The 18,779-nt window shown below is 54.5% G+C and carries 17 protein-coding genes and 3 tRNA genes; 9 read left to right on the top strand and 11 right to left on the bottom strand.

The features are described from left to right. Positions 1-76: 76 nt before the first annotated feature. Positions 77-1,228, top strand: a complete 1,152-nt coding sequence (cfa, locus tag ACSOSI_RS11870; protein ID WP_218217746.1) for a cyclopropane fatty acyl phospholipid synthase — start codon at positions 77-79, stop codon at positions 1,226-1,228. Between the two features lie 81 nt (positions 1,229-1,309). Here cfa and ACSOSI_RS11865 read toward each other — a convergent pair whose 3' ends face one another. Together ACSOSI_RS11865 and ACSOSI_RS11860 are read right to left on the bottom strand one after the other, a co-directional pair. After that, on the bottom strand, positions 1,310-1,606 hold the full coding sequence (locus ACSOSI_RS11865) for an I78 family peptidase inhibitor (RefSeq protein ID WP_017892657.1): 297 nt from the start codon (positions 1,604-1,606) through the stop codon (positions 1,310-1,312). 29 nt (positions 1,607-1,635) lie between these two features. Continuing rightward, positions 1,636-2,286 (bottom strand): riboflavin synthase, encoded by a 651-nt coding sequence (locus tag ACSOSI_RS11860; protein ID WP_012144921.1) that lies wholly within the window; start codon positions 2,284-2,286, stop codon positions 1,636-1,638. Positions 2,287-2,528: 242 nt separating this feature from the next. On the opposite strand from ACSOSI_RS11860, the gene ACSOSI_RS11855 reads away from it, so the two are divergent. From ACSOSI_RS11855 to ACSOSI_RS11825, 7 genes are all read left to right on the top strand, one after another. Continuing rightward, positions 2,529-3,905, top strand: a complete 1,377-nt coding sequence (locus ACSOSI_RS11855; protein ID WP_012144920.1) for an MATE family efflux transporter — start codon at positions 2,529-2,531, stop codon at positions 3,903-3,905. A 193-nt stretch (positions 3,906-4,098) separates the two neighbouring features. Next, a tRNA-Val gene (locus ACSOSI_RS11850) sits at positions 4,099-4,175 on the top strand. Positions 4,176-4,196: 21 nt separating this feature from the next. Beyond that, positions 4,197-4,273, top strand: a tRNA-Val gene (locus ACSOSI_RS11845). Between the two features lie 21 nt (positions 4,274-4,294). Then, positions 4,295-4,371, top strand: a tRNA-Val gene (locus ACSOSI_RS11840). A gap of 141 nt (positions 4,372-4,512) precedes the next feature. Continuing rightward, entirely contained in the window at positions 4,513-4,818 is a 306-nt protein-coding gene (locus ACSOSI_RS11835; protein ID WP_476707141.1) for a cupin domain-containing protein, read from the top strand. 402 nt (positions 4,819-5,220) lie between these two features. Next, positions 5,221-6,633, top strand: a complete 1,413-nt coding sequence (pykF, locus tag ACSOSI_RS11830) for a pyruvate kinase PykF (RefSeq protein WP_012144918.1) — start codon at positions 5,221-5,223, stop codon at positions 6,631-6,633. Between the two features lie 308 nt (positions 6,634-6,941). Further along, positions 6,942-7,178 carry a major outer membrane lipoprotein gene (locus ACSOSI_RS11825; protein ID WP_005165631.1) on the top strand — a complete coding sequence of 79 codons (237 nt, stop codon included), beginning with the start codon at positions 6,942-6,944 and terminating at the stop codon, positions 7,176-7,178. 140 nt (positions 7,179-7,318) lie between these two features. Here ACSOSI_RS11825 and ACSOSI_RS11820 read toward each other — a convergent pair whose 3' ends face one another. From ACSOSI_RS11820 to sufA, 7 genes are all read right to left on the bottom strand, one after another. Beyond that, complete coding sequence (locus ACSOSI_RS11820; RefSeq protein ID WP_476707140.1) at positions 7,319-8,332, bottom strand: L,D-transpeptidase family protein; 1,014 nt, start codon at positions 8,330-8,332, stop codon at positions 7,319-7,321. Between the two features lie 294 nt (positions 8,333-8,626). Next, positions 8,627-9,040: a cysteine desulfuration protein SufE gene (sufE, locus tag ACSOSI_RS11815; protein WP_012144916.1), complete on the bottom strand. Its 414-nt coding sequence runs from the start codon at positions 9,038-9,040 to the stop codon at positions 8,627-8,629. A 95-nt stretch (positions 9,041-9,135) separates the two neighbouring features. Then, on the bottom strand, positions 9,136-10,356 hold the full coding sequence (sufS, locus tag ACSOSI_RS11810) for a cysteine desulfurase SufS (RefSeq protein ID WP_476707139.1): 1,221 nt from the start codon (positions 10,354-10,356) through the stop codon (positions 9,136-9,138). Then, on the bottom strand, positions 10,353-11,645 hold the full coding sequence (gene sufD, locus ACSOSI_RS11805; protein ID WP_135344360.1) for a Fe-S cluster assembly protein SufD: 1,293 nt from the start codon (positions 11,643-11,645) through the stop codon (positions 10,353-10,355). Before sufD ends, sufS begins: the two co-directional genes overlap by 4 nt. Continuing rightward, entirely contained in the window at positions 11,620-12,366 is a 747-nt protein-coding gene (sufC, locus tag ACSOSI_RS11800) for a Fe-S cluster assembly ATPase SufC (protein WP_115184789.1), read from the bottom strand. The genes sufD and sufC overlap by 26 nt, the downstream gene beginning before the upstream one ends. Positions 12,367-12,408: 42 nt before the next feature. Continuing rightward, positions 12,409-13,905 carry a Fe-S cluster assembly protein SufB gene (gene sufB, locus ACSOSI_RS11795; protein ID WP_476707138.1) on the bottom strand — a complete coding sequence of 499 codons (1,497 nt, stop codon included), beginning with the start codon at positions 13,903-13,905 and terminating at the stop codon, positions 12,409-12,411. A gap of 14 nt (positions 13,906-13,919) precedes the next feature. Continuing rightward, complete coding sequence (sufA, locus tag ACSOSI_RS11790) at positions 13,920-14,291, bottom strand: Fe-S cluster assembly scaffold SufA (protein ID WP_012144911.1); 372 nt, start codon at positions 14,289-14,291, stop codon at positions 13,920-13,922. 554 nt (positions 14,292-14,845) lie between these two features. Here sufA and ACSOSI_RS11785 point away from each other — a divergent pair. Continuing rightward, complete coding sequence (locus ACSOSI_RS11785; protein ID WP_004943694.1) at positions 14,846-15,250, top strand: hypothetical protein; 405 nt, start codon at positions 14,846-14,848, stop codon at positions 15,248-15,250. 53 nt (positions 15,251-15,303) lie between these two features. Here the strand turns inward: ACSOSI_RS11785 and menI are convergent, their stop codons facing one another. Beyond that, positions 15,304-15,720 (bottom strand): 1,4-dihydroxy-2-naphthoyl-CoA hydrolase, encoded by a 417-nt coding sequence (gene menI, locus ACSOSI_RS11780; protein WP_012144909.1) that lies wholly within the window; start codon positions 15,718-15,720, stop codon positions 15,304-15,306. Further along, a complete protein-coding gene (gene ydiJ / locus ACSOSI_RS11775; protein WP_012144908.1) occupies positions 15,717-18,773 on the bottom strand; it encodes a D-2-hydroxyglutarate dehydrogenase YdiJ in 3,057 nt (1,018 codons plus the stop codon). Before ydiJ ends, menI begins: the two co-directional genes overlap by 4 nt. Positions 18,774-18,779: the final 6 nt, after the last annotated feature.

Here is an 18,779-nt window from a genome sequence, read left to right as displayed (position 1 = left end):
AAACGTATGCACCCGCAGAATTTGTCTAAGCTATTTTTTGGCGGGTCATAAGTCAGAAGAAGGTGATGGAGAAGCTATGAGTTCATCGTGTATAGAAGATGTGAGCATCCAGGACAACCCATGGTACCGTATCGCTCATGAAATGCTCAGCATGGCCGGTATTGAAATAAACGGCTCGCGCCCATTCGATATTCAGGTTAAAAACCCCAATTTTTTTAAACGCGTGCTGCAAGAAGGCTCTCTGGGCCTGGGTGAAAGTTATATGGACGGCTGGTGGGAATGTGAACGGCTGGATATATTCTTTCAACACGTGGTCCGTGCCGGTCTGGAAAAGAAACTCCCCCACCATCTTAAAGATACTTTGCGTATTGCCGCCGCGCGACTCACCAATTTGCAATCGAAGAAACGCGCCTGGATAGTCGGGAAAGAACATTACGATCTGGGGAACGATCTGTTTACGCAGATGCTCGATCCGCATATGCAATATTCCTGCGCCTACTGGAAAGAAGCCACTACGCTGGAAGAAGCGCAAGAAGCCAAGCTGCGGATGATTTGCGAAAAGCTGCAGTTGCAGCCGGGTATGAACCTGCTGGATATTGGCTGCGGCTGGGGCGGACTTTCCGCCTATGCGGCGAAAAATTATGGTGTTTCGGTGGTGGGCGTGACCATTTCCGCCGAACAGCAAAAACTGGCGCAGGAGCACTGTGCCGGGCTGGATGTCGAAATCCGCTTGCAAGACTACCGCGATTTACACCTGCAGTTTGACCGTATTGTTTCAGTCGGCATGTTCGAGCACGTCGGTCCGAAAAATTACCACACCTACTTTAAAGTGGTGGAACGTAATTTAAAACCGGACGGTCTGTTCCTGCTGCACACCATTGGCTCGAATCGGACAGATATGAATGTTGACCCGTGGATCAACAAATATATCTTCCCGAATGGCTGCCTGCCATCGGTCTCGCATATTGCCCAGGCCAGTGAGGGGCATTTCGTGATGGAAGATTGGCATAATATTGGCGCCGATTATGATCGCACCCTAATGGCCTGGTATGAACGCTTCAAACAGGCATGGCCACTGCTTGCCCAGCGTTATTCAGATCGTTTCGAACGCATGTTCAGCTATTACCTGAACGCCTGCGCCGGCGCCTTTCGCGCACGTGATATTCAACTATGGCAGGTGGTATTCAGCCCTAAAGGGGTTGAAGGCGGTATACGCGTAACGCGATAATCGCGACGACATGCAATAAAAGAACCCCGGCTAGCTTGCACTGACCGGGGTTCTTTTTATGTATTGACCAGCGCGGGTATATCAGCCGCAATACACGCGGATGATCTTATCATCGCTGTCACCGAGGAAGTTCAGGCGACGCAGGTTAAAGTCCATCGTGACCGCAGAGTTATACGGAATAGCGCGCACTTGCGACTCAATCTGCACGCCTTCCAGCGCTGACATCGGTTTACCGACATAGCTCTGATATTGCGCCGCGCCACAGGTATCATTCTCTGTATCCACTGCGGTATTGGCCGCGCCCTGCTCAGGCGAGCTGCTACAAGCACTCAGCGCCAGCAGCGCCGTTAACATCAACGTTTTCCCATAAAACTTCACGCGATTGCTCCTCTCTGGTTTGTCGTTCGTCAGATCTTCTGCGCCAGCGCACTCGCCGCCGCCATTGCCGCTTCACGGCTCGCCAACACCCGCTCGACAGTGTCAACCACCGCCTGCGTTTGTGGATCGATCTCAATATTCACCTTATCACCCAGGCGTTTTTTACCCAGCGTGGTGCGCTCCAGGGTTTCCGGGATCAGATGTACGCAAAAACGGTTATTGACTACCTCACCGATAGTCAGACTAATACCATCGATGCCAATGAAACCTTTGTGCAGAACGTATTTCATCAGTTCCGCATCCGGCATGCGCAACCACACCTGACGATTATTCTCAGAGGTATAAATCTTGGCCACCTCTGCCGTGCAGATAATATGGCCGGACATCAGGTGACCGCCAATTTCATCATTAAATTTGGCCGCTCTTTCGATGTTGACCACGTCACCCAATGCCAGCTCACCGAGGTTGGTCAGGCGCAGCGTTTCTTTGATCAAATCAAAACTGACGCGGTTGCCCTCTACCGCCGTGACGGTCAGACAGCAACCGTTATGAGATACCGACGCGCCAAGCTCCAGCCCGGGCAGCAGTTCAGTGGGCATCTCGATGACATGAGTACGGAAGTTGGATTTTTCATCAATGGCGACCAGCGGCGCGGTGCCTTGTACGATACCGGTGAACATGTGGGCCTCTTCTTTCTAAAAATGTTTAAAGCGCTTGGGGCAGTTTGCCCCAGTTGACGAGGAAAACCAAACCCGAGGCGACAAAAAATCTGCGGCTGCGCATTTAATAACTATTTCATCACAGCATTTGCTTAACCACGCCGAGCGGGTACAATCTTTTTGAGAAAATTCCGCTATTTTTAATTGTTGTCCTTTCACGACGACCCTTCCCTCCATCATAAATAAATAGAAAAGGTGTATGCGTGCAGAAGTACTTAATTGAAGCGCGTAGCTTATTGGCCCTCGCAATCCCGGTGATCATCGCGCAAATATCACAAACCGCAATGGGCGTGGTTGATACCATTATGGCCGGTGCCTACAGCGCCACAGATATGGCGGCGGTTGCCGTTGGTACCTCAATCTGGCTACCGGCTATCCTGTTCGGCCACGGCCTGCTGCTGGCGTTAACGCCGGTGATTGCACAGCTGAACGGCGCCGGCCGACGCGATCGCATCGCTCATCAGGTGCGTCAGGGCTTTTGGCTGGCGGCCGCCGTCTCACTGCTGGTGATTATCGTGCTGTATAACAGCAAGTTTGTCATCGACATGATGCACAACATCGACCCGCAGTTGGCGGATAAAGCGGTGGGCTATCTGCATGCCATTATGTGGGGCGCGCCGGGTTATCTGTTCTTCCAGGTGCTGCGTGGCCAATGCGAAGGCCTGTCGAAAACCAAACCGGGCATGGTGATTGGTTTTCTCGGCCTGCTGGTGAATATCCCGATTAACTATATTTTCATCTACGGTAAATTCGGCATGCCGGAACTGGGCGGCGTCGGTTGCGGCGTGGCAACCGGCAGCGTCTACTGGTTTATGTTCCTGGCGATGCGCTGGTACGTGAAACATGCCCCATCACAGCGTGACATTCTGCCACAGGAAGGCAGCAGCATGCGGCCGGACTGGGCGGCGATGAAACGCCTGTTCGGCATTGGCCTGCCGGTGGCACTGGCGCTGTTCTTTGAAGTCACGCTGTTCGCCGTCGTCGCCCTGCTGGTGTCGCCACTGGGCATTGTTTCCGTGGCCGGGCACCAGATTGCACTTAACTTCAGCGCACTGATGTTTGTGTTGCCATTGTCACTGGGCGTCAGCGCGACTATCCGCGTCGGCTATAGATTGGGCGAAGGCTCGGTCGAAGGCGCGCGGGTTGCCGCTTATTCGGCTATCGGCGTCGGTATTCTGATGGCCTGCTGCACCGCGTTGTTCACCGCCACCTTCCGCGAGCCAATCGCCCTGCTGTACAACGACAGCCCGGCGGTAGTTGCCATGGCCTCGCAGCTGATGCTGCTGGCGGCGATTTACCAGATCTCCGATTCCATTCAGGTGATTGGCAGCGGCGTTCTGCGTGGTTATAAAGATACCCGTTCAATCTTCTTCATCACCTTTATCGCCTATTGGATCCTGGGTCTGCCGAGCGGTTATGTGCTGGCGCTGACCGATATTCTGGTACCGGCAATGGGGCCAAGCGGATTCTGGATTGGCTTTATCATTGGCCTGACCTTCGCCGCCATCATGATGGCTATGCGCATGCGCTGGCTGCAAAAACAACCGGCGGCGCTGATCCTGCAGCGATCCACCCGTTAAGCGTCGCTGTCGGCCGGTAAGTTAAACTGGTCGACAGCTTACGCACCATTGTTTGCAGAAAAAACCACCGCACTGCACACAAGCGCAGCAATCGCGTGAAATACCGGATAAAATTACGTTTTTCTCCTTGCCAGCACGCAGGTTGCTCGTTAATATTCGTCCCCGCTGTCAGCCATGACAGACAGGAAAAGATGCGTCCGTAGCTCAGTTGGTTAGAGCACCACCTTGACATGGTGGGGGTCGGTGGTTCGAGTCCACTCGGACGCACCAAATTCCTAAAAGCAGTACAGTGCGTCCGTAGCTCAGTTGGTTAGAGCACCACCTTGACATGGTGGGGGTCGGTGGTTCGAGTCCACTCGGACGCACCAAATATCTAAAAGCAGTGCAGTGCGTCCGTAGCTCAGTTGGTTAGAGCACCACCTTGACATGGTGGGGGTCGGTGGTTCGAGTCCACTCGGACGCACCAAATCATTGTTTCCTCAGTTTCACCCTATCGACTCGCGCTCCCTTTACCGTTAACTCGCCAGTACGATCCCGTAGCTTTGCTCCTGTCACCGCAAGCCGTATCAGGTATCATCAAGGCGAATACCTTATCAGGACCGAATCCATGCTGACATTTACTGCCCAGACCCCGTTCGAGAAACTCGACAACGGCCTCATCCGCCGGCAAGGCATCATGAGCAACGGCGCCCGTGCCACCGAAGTGAAATTCGACGCCGGTACCTTTGGCCAGTTGCAAAAGCGCGATTTCTCTTTGCAAACGCAGGTGGTTTCCGGTGAGTTTGAATTCACTCTGGGCAATGACATTCAGGTGGTGGTAGCCGGGGAAAGCATCGTTATTCCTGCCAACACCGCCAGCGGCTGTTTCTGTCTGACTGCAGGTACCCTGTGGGAAATCATTACCACAAGCTGAACGACAATACCCAGATTAATTAAGTGGTTATTTGCGCAACAAACACCGGCCAAGGGTTTGCATTTGCGCCATATTTACTGCTGATTTGACGGAACCGAGGTTTTGCGTCGGTTTTTTATTTTGTTTCCCGCCGCTTAGCCTTTATAATGCGCAACGTCTTTCAGTTGAATGGTTTCAGCCCTTGATCTGCGAAAACGCAATAACAACACATTTTCTTCTCATCACGTTGCGCAGCATCCCCGCATCCCAGCGCGGGCTGAATTTTTCCGCCCCATTTCGACTCTGGTCACCTATCCTTAACTGTGTTTTGCACCACCAGGCACGACTCAAATCCCTTATCAGTGGCCTGACCGCTGGTTTTATTCGTTTTATTATCCATCACAACTTGTAGAAAACTCCGTCATGAAAAAGACCAAAATTGTTTGTACCATCGGTCCAAAAACCGAATCGGAAGAAATGCTGACCAACCTGCTGAATGCAGGCATGAACGTAATGCGCCTTAACTTCTCCCACGGCGATTATGAAGAGCACGGCAACCGCATCAAGAACATGCGTGCCGTGATGGCGAAAACCGGTCAGAACGCCGGCATCCTGTTGGATACCAAAGGCCCGGAAATTCGCACCATGAAACTGGAAGGCGGTAAAGACGCGGCGCTGGTTGCCGGTCAGACCTTCACTTTCACCACCGATCAGAGCGTTATCGGCAACAACGAACGCGTTGCGGTAACCTACGCCGGCTTTAGCGCTGACCTGAAAATCGGCAACACCGTATTGGTGGATGACGGCTTGATCGGCATGGAAGTCACCAACGTGACCGAAAGCGAAGTGATCTGTAAGGTGCTGAACAGCGGCGACCTGGGCGAAAACAAAGGCGTTAACCTGCCGGGCGTTTCCATCCAACTGCCTGCACTGGCCGAAAAAGACAAACGTGACCTGATTTTCGGCTGCGAACAGGGCGTGGACTTCGTTGCCGCTTCCTTCATCCGCAAGCGTTCTGACGTGCTGGAAATTCGTGAGCACCTGAAAGCGCACGGCGGCTCGCAGATCCAAATCATCTCCAAAATCGAAAACCAGGAAGGCCTGAACAACTTCGACGAAATCCTCGAAGCTTCTGACGGCATCATGGTTGCTCGTGGCGATCTGGGCGTTGAAATCCCGGTAGAAGAAGTTATCTTCGCTCAGAAGATGATGATCGAAAAATGTAACCGTGCACGCAAAGTGGTGATCACCGCCACCCAAATGCTCGATTCCATGATCAAGAACCCACGCCCTACCCGTGCAGAAGCCGGCGACGTAGCTAACGCCATTTTGGACGGTACCGATGCCGTGATGCTGTCTGGTGAGAGCGCCAAGGGCAAGTACCCACTGGAAGCCGTTACCATCATGGCGACCATCTGTGAGCGCACCGACCGCGTGATGCCAAGCCGTATCGACAGCCTGCATGACAACCGCAAGCTGCGCATCACCGAAGCCGTATGCCGCGGTGCCGTTGAAACCGCAGAGAAACTGGATGCACCACTGATCGTGGTTGCCACCAGCGGCGGTAAGTCAGCCAAATCCGTGCGTAAATACTTCCCTAACGCCGTGATCCTGGCGCTGACCACCAACGAAACTACCGCTCATCAGCTTATTCTGACCAAGGGCGTGATCCCACAGATGGTCAAGGAAATTGCCTCTACCGACGACTTCTATCGCATCGGTAAAGAAGCGGCATTGGCCAGCGGTTTGGCTCAAAAAGGCGACGTTGTAGTGATGGTTTCTGGTGCACTGGTACCAAGCGGCACTACCAATACTGCCTCGGTGCACGTACTCTAATATAAAACGTGACATAATTATTTTGACAAAAACGCCGCTTTGCGGCGTTTTTTTTAACACTGGTAAACCGTTTTCTCAAAAACGCAACCGCGGATTGCTCATTATTTAGCTAATTATAAATCGGAGTTGTCCCATGGAATCCAGCTGTTTTCCCTACATTTTTTAACTTTTTTTCAAAAGAAGATGCAAGTTTGAGCGAACGATCAAAATAAAGCACTCCAATCCAAAAAAATTATTCTCTTTCGAAAAAAGTTTGTGTAATACTTGTAACGCTACATGGAGATTAACTCAATCTAGAGGGTGTTATAATGAATCGTACTAAACTGGTACTGGGCGCGGTAATCCTGGCTTCCACTATGCTGGCTGGCTGTTCAAGCAATGCTAAAATCGATCAACTGTCTTCTGACGTTCAGACTCTGAACGCTAAAGTTGACCAGCTGAGCAACGACGTGAACGCAATCCGTTCTGACGTTCAAGCAGCTAAAGACGACGCAGCACGTGCTAACCAGCGTCTGGACAACCAAGCACACGCTTACAAAAAGTAAGATAGCTTCGGTTATTGAAAACGGCGCACAATGTGCGCCGTTTTTTTTATCTGTAGATCCCCCCTGCTTCCCCCTGCCACCAGGCGAAAAAAAGGGCTCAGCACGCTGAACCCCTCAGAATTATCCATTAAGACCGCGTTTTAATTCACCGAACTGATGGGTGCGCTCTTAAATAGGCCTTTATTCGCTTCCTGTGAGGCTACAGGCGCTAAACTGACTTCAGATGGGTTCTGACCCAGGTTAACCAGTACCGGCATGCCAGAGCGGCGTACAACCGCGCTGTCGAACACGGTCTTATCGGTCTGCGCATCCCCGACAAAAGCCTTCTCGGTTTTCGACAACGTGATCGGCATGGTCTGCGGATCGTCACTCTCAACTCTCGACAGTGGCTGATGCACTTCTACGTAGCGCTTACCGTCCGGCTCAACGGAGATTTTCACCGGATCGTTGATTACCTGCACGCGGGTGCCACGCGGAACCATATTAAACAACGCTTCAATATCCGTTGGGCGCAGGCGGATACAGCCGGAGCTGACGCGCATACCGATACCAAAGTTGGCGTTGGTGCCGTGGATCAGGTATTCACCGTGTCCCATGGCCAGACGCATGGCGAACAGGCCCATTGGGTTTTCAGGCCCGGCCGGCACAACGCCAGGCAGTTTCACGCCTTTTTCCAGGTAGCGTTTACGGATATTGGCCGTCGGCGTCCAGGTCGGGTTCGGGATTTTTTGGCTGACAGAGGTCACCTGCAGCGGCGTGTGCATCCCCGTTTGGCCGATACCGATCGGATAAACAATCACTTTGTTTTCGCCTTTCGGGTAGTAATACAGACGCAGTTCCGCCAGGTTGACCACGATCCCCTCACGCTTGGTATCCGGCAACAGCATCTGGGTCGGGATAGTTAATACCGAGCCAGGCTTGGGCAGGAAGGGGTCGGTGCCCGGATTGGCCTCCAGCATGCCCAGCAAACCAATTTTATAATCGGCGGCAATCGCCTCCAGCGGGCGGCCATCGTTCGGTACGGTATAGGTGGTGTTCTCGCCAATCAGACGGCTGTCCGGCGGCGGCAGCGGGTATTCGCTCGCACTGGCGGCCTGGGTGCCAGTCAGTACGGTGGCAAATAGCATGCCCATTAAACTCAACGCACGTTTCATTATCATCCCTATTATGCTTATTACGGTTCGGCCACAAGGCTAACGGGCACTTGGCGGCGGGTAAATCAGACAAGACCTGATTAATACTAGCAATGCTGCAGTTAAAGGCAATAAGTCCTCTAAAAATCAACATGTTATAACGTAATCGCTTTATGGATTTGTCAATGCAACGTCAAGGGGTAAGCTGCTGATATGTCACTGATTTGCGAGGCGAACGAACAGAGTGTTGAGGGTTTGTAAAGACTCATTGACATAGGAAAAACCAGTAACGCATCAATGAGTCTCACCGCTATGTCAGAATTTGGCAGCCTGACTGCGGATAGCGCGGATCATCGCCTCTAACCCTTGCGAGCGTGAAGGCGTCAGGTGCTGACTCAACGCCAATTCGGCGAAGAAGGGACGAACATCCAGCTCGACGATCTGCTGCGGCGTCATTTGGTGATAGAGGATAAACACCACGGCCAGCAGCCCTTTGACGATGGCCGCATCACTGTCACCATGGAATTCAACACGCCCTTGATCATCAAGCTGCATCACAATCCATACCTGGCTCTGACAGCCGGAAATCAGATTGCCCGCCTGACGTTCAGTATCGTCAAGCGCCGGCAGCTTGGCGCCCAGCTCAATGACATACAGGTACTTATCTTCCCAATTCAGGCAGCGGGAGAAATTACGCACTAACTTATCTTTGTCCGGCAAATTCGCCATGAGGATCCTTTCAATCATTCAGGGGCCGGCATGCCGACCCCATGTCACTGACTACCGATATTTATTCACCCGGAGGGATAAAGCCCCGGTTTGTCCTATCCCAGCAGTTTCTGGATACGCTGCAATCCGGCCACCAGCCGGTCTACTTCATCGCGCGTATTATATAACGCCAACGAAGCGCGGCACATGCTCGGCACATTATAGAACGCCATCAGCGGCATCGCGCAATGGTGGCCGGTACGAATAGCAATGCCGTACTGATCCAGGAAGCTGCCGACGTCATAGGCGTGGTGCTCACCCAGGTTAAAGGCGATCACTCCGGCACGCTCCGCCGGGCCGTAGATTTTAAGCCGGGGTACCTGCTGCAGAGCCTCCAGCGCGTAATGCATCAGCGACTGTTCGTAGTCACCAATCGCCTCCAGCCCCAGCGTATTCACATAGTCAATTGCCGCACCCAGCCCCATCATGCCGGCGGTGTTGGGTGAACCGGCCTCAAAGCGCCACGGTGGCTCGGCGTAGGTGGTTCCTGCCGTCAGGCTGACCTGTTGGATCATCGACCCGCCCCCTTCCCAGGGTGGCATTTGCTGCAACAGTGCCTGACGACCGTAAAGAATACCGATGCCGGAAGGCCCATACAGCTTATGCCCGGAGAACACGTAGAAATCGCAATCCAGCGCCTGAACATCCACCCGCTGGTGCATCACTGCCTGCGCACCGTCAATCAGTACCTTCAGGCCCGCCGCTTTTGCCTGGGCCGTAATTTCCTGCACCGGGTTCACCGTGCCCAACACGTTGGACACCTGGGTTAGCGCCAATAGTTTGGTTGACGCGTCGATCAAGCCCGGCAACCGGGCCAAATCCAGGGTGCCATCTGGCTGTAGCGGCCAGACACGCAGATTTAATCCGCGTTCCTTTGCCAGCATCTGCCAGGGTACGATGTTGGCGTGGTGCTCCATCTCGGTGATGATAATGCTATCACCGGGCTGCAAAAAGTGGCGGCCAAAACTGTTGGCTACCAGATTGATGCCTTCGGTAGTACCCTTGACGAATATTATCTCTTCCGCCGAACCGGCATTGATAAACGCCGCCACCTTTTCACGCACCGCTTCCATTTCCTGCGTCGCTTCGGCGCTTAACGTATGAATACCGCGGTGTACCGCCGCGTAGCCATGACGGTAAAAATCCAGCTCGCGATCGATAACTGCCTGCGGTTTCTGCGCGCTGGCGGCGCTGTCGAGGTAAGCCAGCGGCTGGCCATTGACTTCTCGTGCCAACAGCGGAAATTCACTGCGTACCCGTTCAATCGGAAAACTCATGCTGCCTCCCCTGGCCCCGGCAGGCGCTGTGCAATCCGCGCCAGCACCGATTCACGGATGGTGTCGTTGCCAATCCCCTCGGTCAGCTCCGCGGCAAAGGCAAAGATGATCATCTGCTGCGCCGCATGCTTGTCGATACCGCGCGATTGCAGATAAAACAGTTGCTCTTCATCGATACGCCCAACGGTAGCACCGTGACTGCACTTCACGTCGTCAGCGTAGATTTCCAGTTGCGGCTTGGTATCTACCTCCGCCACCTTGCCCAGCAGCAGATTGTGGTTGGTCATCTGGCCATCGGTTTTAATCGCATGTTTGGCCACTTTGATCATGCCGTTAAACACCGCTTTGGCGCGATCGCTGACCACCACTTTGTGCAGTTGGCGGCTCTCGCAGTAACCCTTGTTGTGCTCCAGGTAAGTACGGGTATCGCAAACCTCTTTACCGACCGGCAGCACCAGGCTGTTGATCGTCAGGTTGGAACCTTCACCATTCAGCTGTGCGCTGGTGTTATGCCGCGTCAAGCCCGCCCCGAGCAGGAAACTGTCACTCTTCACCCGCGCATCGCGGCCAATCACCAGATCGTTATGGGCGAAGTGGTAGCTCGGCCGGCTTTCAAATGCCAGTTTGCAGTGCTGCAGTTGAGCATTGTCACCCACATTAGCGGTCAGGCGTGCGCCGGTGAAATGCGCGGCGTCGTTAAGGCTGACGTAATGTTCGATCACCTCAGCCTGCGCATTACGCGCAATCTCAAGATGATGGCGGTGATGGACGGTATTCACTTCGCCTTCAGCGCCGCGTCCGCTGCTGATATGCAGCAGATACAACGGCCGCTCTGCAATTTTGCCGGCCGCCACGCGGATAATGCTGGTTTCCTGCGCCAGACTTTCGGTCAGGTGCAGGAATATTTCGGCCTGGATCGGCTCCGGCAAGGCCTGTAGCGTCCCGTAGGGGGCCACGTCAAACTGGTAATCGCCCAGTTCGCTGTCACTCAATGCCGCGCTGAAACGCCCGTCGATAAACACCAGGCGGTAAGCGTCGATATCCAGCGCCAATGCATCGCGCTGAGCGGCAGTGACCGGCTCGAGTGGCGGCTCCAGAAACTGTTGCTCCAGCAAACCTTCAAGCGGGGTGTATTTCCAGTTTTCATGCTTGCGGGTCGGCCAGCCCAGGCGCAAGGCCTGTTGCCAGTGTGCCAGCGCATGGGCGGAGTGCTCGCCGCCGCGGGCTTCAAACAGACTGTAGAGTTGCTGCAGCGCGCGCGAATTATTGCTCGTCGGTAAGCCAGCCATAGCCCTGCTCCTCCAACTGTTTCACCAGGGTGAAATCGCCGGATTTGACGATGCGCCCCTGAGAAAGAACATGAACGTAATCCGGTTTGATATAGTCCAGAATGCGCTGGTAGTGCGTGACGATAATGAACGAGCGCTTGCCGTCCCGCAGTGAGTTAACGCCGTTGGCAACAATTTTCAACGCATCAATATCCAAACCGGAGTCGGTTTCATCCAGAATGCACAGGTCCGGTTCCAGCGCGGCCATCTGCAGGATGTCATTACGCTTTTTCTCGCCGCCGGAGAAGCCAACGTTAACCGAACGGGTCAGCAGATCGGGCGGCATATTCAACAGCTCAATTTTTTCTTCGATAAAGTCAGCGAAATCGAAGCGATCGAGCGGCTCCTGCTCGCGATATTTACGCACCGCATTAACCGAGGTCTGCAGGAAGAAATGGTTGCTGACGCCGGGGATCTCCACCGGATACTGGAACGCCAGAAACACTCCTTCACCCGCACGGTCTTCCGGCGCCAGTTCAAGCAGATCCTTGCCTTTGAAGGTCACTTCGCCTGCGGTCACTTCGTACTCTTCGCGCCCGGCCAGGGTCGCAGAAAGCGTGCTTTTGCCCGAGCCGTTCGGCCCCATGATGGCATGCACTTCGCCCGGTTTGATTTCCAGATCCAGGCCCTTGAGGATCTCGTTGCCTTCCGCGCTGACTTTTAAATTCTTGATACTTAACATGCAGTGTCCTTAGGTCGCGCTTTCGCGCTGTAAATCCGGCGATTAGCCCACGCTGTGTTCCAGGCTGATGGCCAATAGCTTCTGTGCCTCAACGGCGAACTCCAGCGGCAGCTCAGAGAACACGTCCTTACAGAACCCGTTGACGATCATCGAAATGGCATTGTCTTCGCTGATGCCACGCTGCAGACAATAGAACAGCTGGTCATCACCAATTTTTGAGGTCGTCGCCTCGTGTTCCAGCTGCGCACTGTTGTTGCGGGTTTCAACATACGGGAAGGTATGAGCGCCGCTATCCGGCCCGATCAGCATCGAGTCACACTGGGTAAAGTTACGCGCGTTTTCCGCACCCGGCAGGATCTTCACCAGCCCGCGGTAGGTATTCTCGCTGTGCCCGGCGGAGATGCCTTTGGCGATGATGGTCGAACGGGTGTTCTTGCCGATGTGGATCATCTTGGTACCGGTGTCCGCCTGCTGATGGCCGCTGGTCAGCGCCACCGAGAAGAACTCACCGATAGAATTGTCGCCCTGCAGGATCACGCTCGGGTATTTCCAGGTGATTGCCGAGCCGGTTTCCGACTGGGTCCACGACATTTTCGAACCCGCGCCTTCACACAGCGCGCGCTTGGTGACGAAGTTGAGGATACCGCCCTTGCTGTCACCGCCGGAGAACCAGTTCTGCACCGTCGAATATTTCACTTCGGCATCTTTGTGCAGGATCACCTCCACCACCGCCGCGTGCAGCTGGTAGCTGTCACGCACCGGGGCCGAACAGCCTTCGATATAGCTGACATAGCTGCCTTCATCGGCGATCAGGATGGTGCGCTCGAACTGGCCGGTTTTGGCGGCGTTGATGCGGAAATAGGTCGACAGTTCCATCGGACAGCGCACGCCCTTCGGCACGTAAACGAAGGTGCCGTCGGAGGCCACCGCCGCATTCAAGGCGGCGAAGAAGTTATCGTTGGACGGCACTACGCGACCCAGGTATTTGCGCACCAGATCCGGATATTCATGGATGGCTTCGCCGAACGAGCAAAAAATCACCCCGCTCTCCGCCAACTTTTCACGGTAGGTGGTCGAAACCGAGACCGAGTCGAAGATAGCGTCCACTGCCACTTCGCTGCCTTCACGCACCGGAACACCGAGCTGGTTAAACGCCAGTTCAACCTCGCTGGTCAGATAATTGTTGTCCGTCGGTGCGCCGGGTTGCTGTTCTGCGCCAGGCTGCGAGCCGCAGGCGTCATCACAGCTGCCGCAGGACGGCGCCGAGTAATAGCTGTAATCCTGATAGTTCAGGCGCTCGTAGTTCGCCTTCAGCCAGTGTGGCTCTTCCATTTGCAGCCAGGCACGGTAGGCTTCCAGGCGGAACTCCAGCATCCACTCAGGTTCGTTACGTTTGGCCGAGATAGCGCGCACCACGTCTTCGTTGATGCCCATCGCCAATTCATCGGTGGCCAACTGGGTAAAAAAACCTTCTTTGTAGCGACCTTCGCTGACCCAAGCCTGCACTTCATTAGGCATTTCTACATTGCTTCGTGTCATGTTGATTGCATCGCTCAAACGCCAAAACTCTCGCCGCAACCGCAGGCATGCTGAGCTTTAGGGTTATTAAATTTGAATATCTGATTCAGCCCTTCACGGACAAAATCCACCGTGGTGCCATCGATAAACGGCATGGCTTTCAACGGCACATACAGCCTGGCGCCATCGCGCTCAAACAGCAGGTCGTCGTCAGCAGGAGCACGGGTGAGATCCAGCACATAGGCAAACCCGGCGCAGCCTGACTGCTTCACTCCGAGTTGCAGCCCCTTCACCTGCGAGTCCTGCTGCATTAGTTTTGTAATTTGTTGTACGGCATTGTCACTGAGCAAAATGCCTTGCCAGACATTTTCGTCCAGAGAAAAGGTGCCGACATTTTCCGTTTGCATATGGCCTACCTCACACTCGTGTTTTACCACAGCCAATCTGGGTTGCTACTATGTTAGTGATAACGATTATCACTTCAACCGTTTGTTTTACAGGGGTATCCGCTAAAAGCCCGAATTTTCGCTTCGGCATGCGGCAAGTTCGCGGGACAGTCAGCGCGCCAGGCGCTGCCGGTCGGAAATGGAATCATTTTATCCTTATGAATTTACTGCACATCCTGTATCACCATTGCGCTTGCCCATTGGCTCGAACGCTTTACAGGGCCGGGCTTTTTATGTCGATTTAAACATTCATAGAAAATACCTATTTCTGCATTTTGTCTGTCTTAAAAATGCGTTTATCGACAATAAAGCGCATTTTACGCCATTCCACTCACCCGGCCGAGCCGACGAGGCGGCAACCTCTGATTAAAGTTTAGTCGTTACTGGCTATATTGGGTCGCGACTGCCCCTATGCATCCCCTGTCGATGATAAATATTTCAACAGAATGATTGATCGTAAACGCGCCAATAAATATGATAATGATTATCATTCAATTCACGTTGGGCGTGGGCAAATGAATATCTCGATGAATGCGTGGCTGTTGGGAAAAATTGATGACTACAAATTCAGCGTGCGCGACGCCACGGTAGATTTCTATATGGCGGAGGCGTCACTTCGGCGGCCTGAGTGCAACATCAACCACCTGAAACGCTACAACAACGTCAGTCTGAACATGGCGAACCTGTGTCTGGAGAATGGCGATGACGAAAGCTACCTGCATGCGTTGAGCAAACTGCATAATCGGCTGATCGTGGAAATCAATAATCCGCAACGCTGTCAGCTATTCCGGGTGCAGAGCTATCATTTTGCCCGTCATACCCTGACCCTGATCTGCCAGAAATATGCGATGGAAGGTACCTGGGAGAAGGCCAACGCCTTCCAGAAGGACTTCGTCAAGCGGGTTCCCTTTCAGTTGTAAACCGGCCGAACGAAGAAACACCCGCAGACAGGGCTGCCTGCGGGGTAAAACGCTTAATCGATGACGGCGGTGGTCAGACGTGAAGTGCAGCACAGGCGATCGCGCGAATCGAAGATTTCTATCTGCCACACCTGATGACGGCGGCCAACGTGCAACGCACGGCACACGCCGCGGACTTCGCCTTCAAATGCGGCCCGCAAATGGTTGGCGTTGATTTCCAACCCCACCACCTTCTGCTCACCTTCACAGCACAGGTAACCGGCCATCGACCCCATCGACTCTGCCAGCACCACCGATGCCCCGCCGTGCAGCAGGCCAAACGGCTGCCGGGTGCGCTGATCTACCGGCATCGTGGCCTCGAGGTAGTCGTCCTCCAGCCGGGTAAACCGGATGCCGACATGGCTGACCATGCAGCCTTCACCGGCATGGTTTAATTGTTCCAGCGTCGTTTCTCTTTTCCACAGTTTCACTCAATCATCTCCAGAAGTGCCTGTAATGGGTGTCGTACTGCGTTACCCTCAATGCGTTTGACCTGGCTGCGGCAGGAATAGCCGGTCGCCAGGCAACGCTGCCGTGGCAAACGTTGCAGCGCCTGGTGCCATGATAGCTCATAAATGCCGAGTGAATTCTGCAGGTTCTTCACTTCATGCCCGTAGGTACCCGCCATGCCACAACAGCCGACGCTGACATTTTCCAGCCTGGCGCCAAAGCGTGCAAAAATTGACGCCCAGTGTTGGCTACTGGTCGGCAATGCCGTGGTCTCGGTGCAGTGGCCGAACAGATACCAGGCTTCACCGGTCGCCGGCTGTTCCGCTCGCTCGGCCAGCAACTGTTGCAGCCATTCATGCACCAATTGCACCTGGAAGTCACCCCGAGTTTCCCCGAGGATCTCGTTATATTCGTCGCGGTAACACAGCACCAGCGCCGGATCGACCCCCACCAGTGGCATGCCTAGCTTCGCCACCCGGTTGAGAAAATCGGCGGTCTTGCGCGCAGTGCGGGCAAAGCGCGTCAGGAAGCCTTTGATATGCTGTGCCTTGCCGTTGGGTGAGAACGGCAACAGCACCGGCCGATAGCCCAACTTTTCCACCAGCCGCACAAAATCGGCGACCACCTTGGCATCGTAATAACTGGTAAACGGATCCTGCACGATCAATACGTGCTGTTCGCGTTGTTGCGGGTTCAGCGCTTCAAGCTGTTCCAGCGTCATGGTGAGTGCGCCGTGGCCGGAGAGCTGCTGGCGCAGCGTCGGGCTGGAAAGCAGCGGCAAATCAACCATGCCAATACTGTTGCGGCTCAACTCACGCACCCAAGGCTGCCTGAAGAAGAAGTTGAACACTTTTGGCGCTTTCGCCATCAGCGGGGTGTAACTCTCGACCCCGGCGACCATATAGTCACGCGCCGGTCGCAGATAACGGGTGTGATAAAGCTGCAGGAAACGTGAACGGAAGCCGGGTACATCAATTTTAATCGGGCACTGAGTGGAGCAGGCCTTACAGGCCAGACAGCCGGACATCGCCTCTTTCACCTCGTGCGAGAAATCGTACTCTCCTTTGCTGGCGTACCAACTATTGCGGGTTTTCTCGATCAGGGCCCTGAAGCTAACACGCTGCTTCGGCAGCTGCTTTTCCAGTTCCAGCGGATCGACACCCTGTTCGGACAGCAAACGCAGCCATTCACGCACCAGCGCCGCCCGCCCTTTTGGCGAGTGAATGCGGTTGCCGGTAATTTTCATCGACGGGCACATTGGGCTGCGAACGTCAAAATTGAAACACAAACCGTTGCCGTTACACTCCATGGCACCACGGAACGAGGTGCGAACCTCGACCGGAATGCGACGATCGAGGGTACCGCGTTTGGCGGCGTCCACTTTCATCATCGGCGCATCGACGCCCGACGGCGAACAGATTTTGCCGGGGTTGAGCCGGTTGTCCGGGTCGAAAGCGGCCTTGATACGGCGCAGTTCCAGATACAGCTCGTCGCCAAAGAACGCCGGGCTGTATTCAGCGCGGAAGCCTTTGCCATGCTCCCCCCACAGCAAGCCGCCATACTTGGCGGTCAACGCCACCACCTGGTCGGAAAGCTGCTTCATCAGCACTTCCTGCTGCGGGTCGCACATGTCGAGAGCCGGCCGCACGTGCAACACACCGGCATCCACATGGCCAAACATGCCGTAGCTGAGGTTATGACTATCGAGCAACTGACGGAATTCAACGATGTAGTCGGCCAGATGCTGCGGTGGCACACAGGTGTCCTCGGCAAACGGGATCGGCTTGGCACGCCCTTTGGCATTGCCCAATAGCCCGACCGCCTTTTTACGCATGTTGTAAATGCGCTCGATGCCGTCCAGATCGCCACAGATTTGATAGCCAATCACTCCGCCCTGTCGCTCGGTGATTAGCTCGTCCAACCGCAGGCACAAAGCCTCCATCTGCTGGTCGATCAGTGCCTTGTCATCGCCGGCAAACTCCACGATGTTCAGACCCAGCATCTCTTTATCCGGCACGTTGGTGATCAGTTCATTGACCGAATGCCAGACAATATCTTCGCGCGCCAGGTTCAACACCTTGGAGTCGATAGTCTCGACCGACAGCGCTTTGGCTTCCACCATAAAAGGCGCGTTGCGCAGTGCGGAATCAAAGGAGTCGTATTTAACATTCACCAACCGGCGCACTTTCGGCAGCGGCGTAATATCCAGCCGCGCCTCGGTGATAAACGCCAGCGTTCCTTCGGCACCGGTCAAAATGCGTGTCAGATCGAAGGTTTGCAGGTCATCGCTGAACACATGGCGCAGATCGTAACCGGTCAGGAAGCGGTTAAGCTTGGGGAATTTTTCCAGGATCAATCCGCGTTGGTCGCGGCAACTGTTGAGTACCTGGTTATAGATGCGGCCTTCAACCGTATCTTCGTTGGCAATCGTTTCCGCCAACGGCGTCGGCATGGCTCGGGTGTCAATCATATCGCCACCCAGCAGCACCGCCCGCAAGCCCAATACGTGGTCGGAAGTTTTTCCGTAGACCAGCGATCCCTGACCGGAGGCGTCGGTGTTAATCATGCCACCGAGCGTAGCGCGGTTACTGGTGGAAAGCTCCGGTGAGAAGAAATAACCGAACGGCCGCAGGTACTGGTTGAGCTGATCCTTGATAACCCCGGCCTCAACCTTGACCCAGCCCTGCTCGACGTTGATTTCAAGAATGCGGTTCATGTGGCGCGACATATCCACCACAATACCGCTGTTGAGCGACTGCCCGTTGGTCCCTGTCCCACCACCGCGTGGGCTGAAGGTCAGCGCGGTGAAGCGCTCCTCGGTCGCCAGACGGGCAATAAGTGCCACATCCGCAGTAGAACGGGGAAACACTACCGCGTCAGGCAGCAACTGATAGATACTGTTATCGGTCGCCATCGTTAGCCGATCGGCATAACTGGTAGCGATATCGCCGTTAAACCCGTTTTGCTTCAACGCTTCCAAAAAATCGAGCACCCGTTGAACAAGGCCGGGCGCCTGAGAAATCTGTGGGATCATTCGGTT

Source organism: Serratia sp. AR11 (assembly GCF_056376275.1).
The sequence above is the reverse complement of the archived record's forward strand: the minus strand, read 5'-3'. Positions and strand labels throughout refer to the sequence as shown.

What these genes read in the sequence shown, in the direction of transcription:
- sufS (WP_476707139.1), bottom strand. Translation starts at nt 10,356, where the DNA reads ATGAGTTTTCCGATTGAACGGGTACGCAGTGAATTTCCGCTGTTGGCA.
- sufD (WP_135344360.1), bottom strand. Translation starts at nt 11,645, where the DNA reads ATGGCTGGCTTACCGACGAGCAATAATTCGCGCGCGCTGCAGCAACTC.
- sufE (WP_012144916.1), bottom strand. Translation starts at nt 9,040, where the DNA reads ATGGCGAATTTGCCGGACAAAGATAAGTTAGTGCGTAATTTCTCCCGC.
- pykF (WP_012144918.1), top strand. Translation starts at nt 5,221, where the DNA reads ATGAAAAAGACCAAAATTGTTTGTACCATCGGTCCAAAAACCGAATCG.
- sufB (WP_476707138.1), bottom strand. Translation starts at nt 13,905, where the DNA reads ATGACACGAAGCAATGTAGAAATGCCTAATGAAGTGCAGGCTTGGGTC.
- ACSOSI_RS11860 (WP_012144921.1), bottom strand. Translation starts at nt 2,286, where the DNA reads ATGTTCACCGGTATCGTACAAGGCACCGCGCCGCTGGTCGCCATTGAT.
- ACSOSI_RS11785 (WP_004943694.1), top strand. Translation starts at nt 14,846, where the DNA reads ATGAATATCTCGATGAATGCGTGGCTGTTGGGAAAAATTGATGACTAC.
- ACSOSI_RS11825 (WP_005165631.1), top strand. Translation starts at nt 6,942, where the DNA reads ATGAATCGTACTAAACTGGTACTGGGCGCGGTAATCCTGGCTTCCACT.
- sufC (WP_115184789.1), bottom strand. Translation starts at nt 12,366, where the DNA reads ATGTTAAGTATCAAGAATTTAAAAGTCAGCGCGGAAGGCAACGAGATC.
- sufA (WP_012144911.1), bottom strand. Translation starts at nt 14,291, where the DNA reads ATGCAAACGGAAAATGTCGGCACCTTTTCTCTGGACGAAAATGTCTGG.
- ACSOSI_RS11835 (WP_476707141.1), top strand. Translation starts at nt 4,513, where the DNA reads ATGCTGACATTTACTGCCCAGACCCCGTTCGAGAAACTCGACAACGGC.
- cfa (WP_218217746.1), top strand. Translation starts at nt 77, where the DNA reads ATGAGTTCATCGTGTATAGAAGATGTGAGCATCCAGGACAACCCATGG.
- ydiJ (WP_012144908.1), bottom strand. Translation starts at nt 18,773, where the DNA reads ATGATCCCACAGATTTCTCAGGCGCCCGGCCTTGTTCAACGGGTGCTC.
- ACSOSI_RS11820 (WP_476707140.1), bottom strand. Translation starts at nt 8,332, where the DNA reads ATGAAACGTGCGTTGAGTTTAATGGGCATGCTATTTGCCACCGTACTG.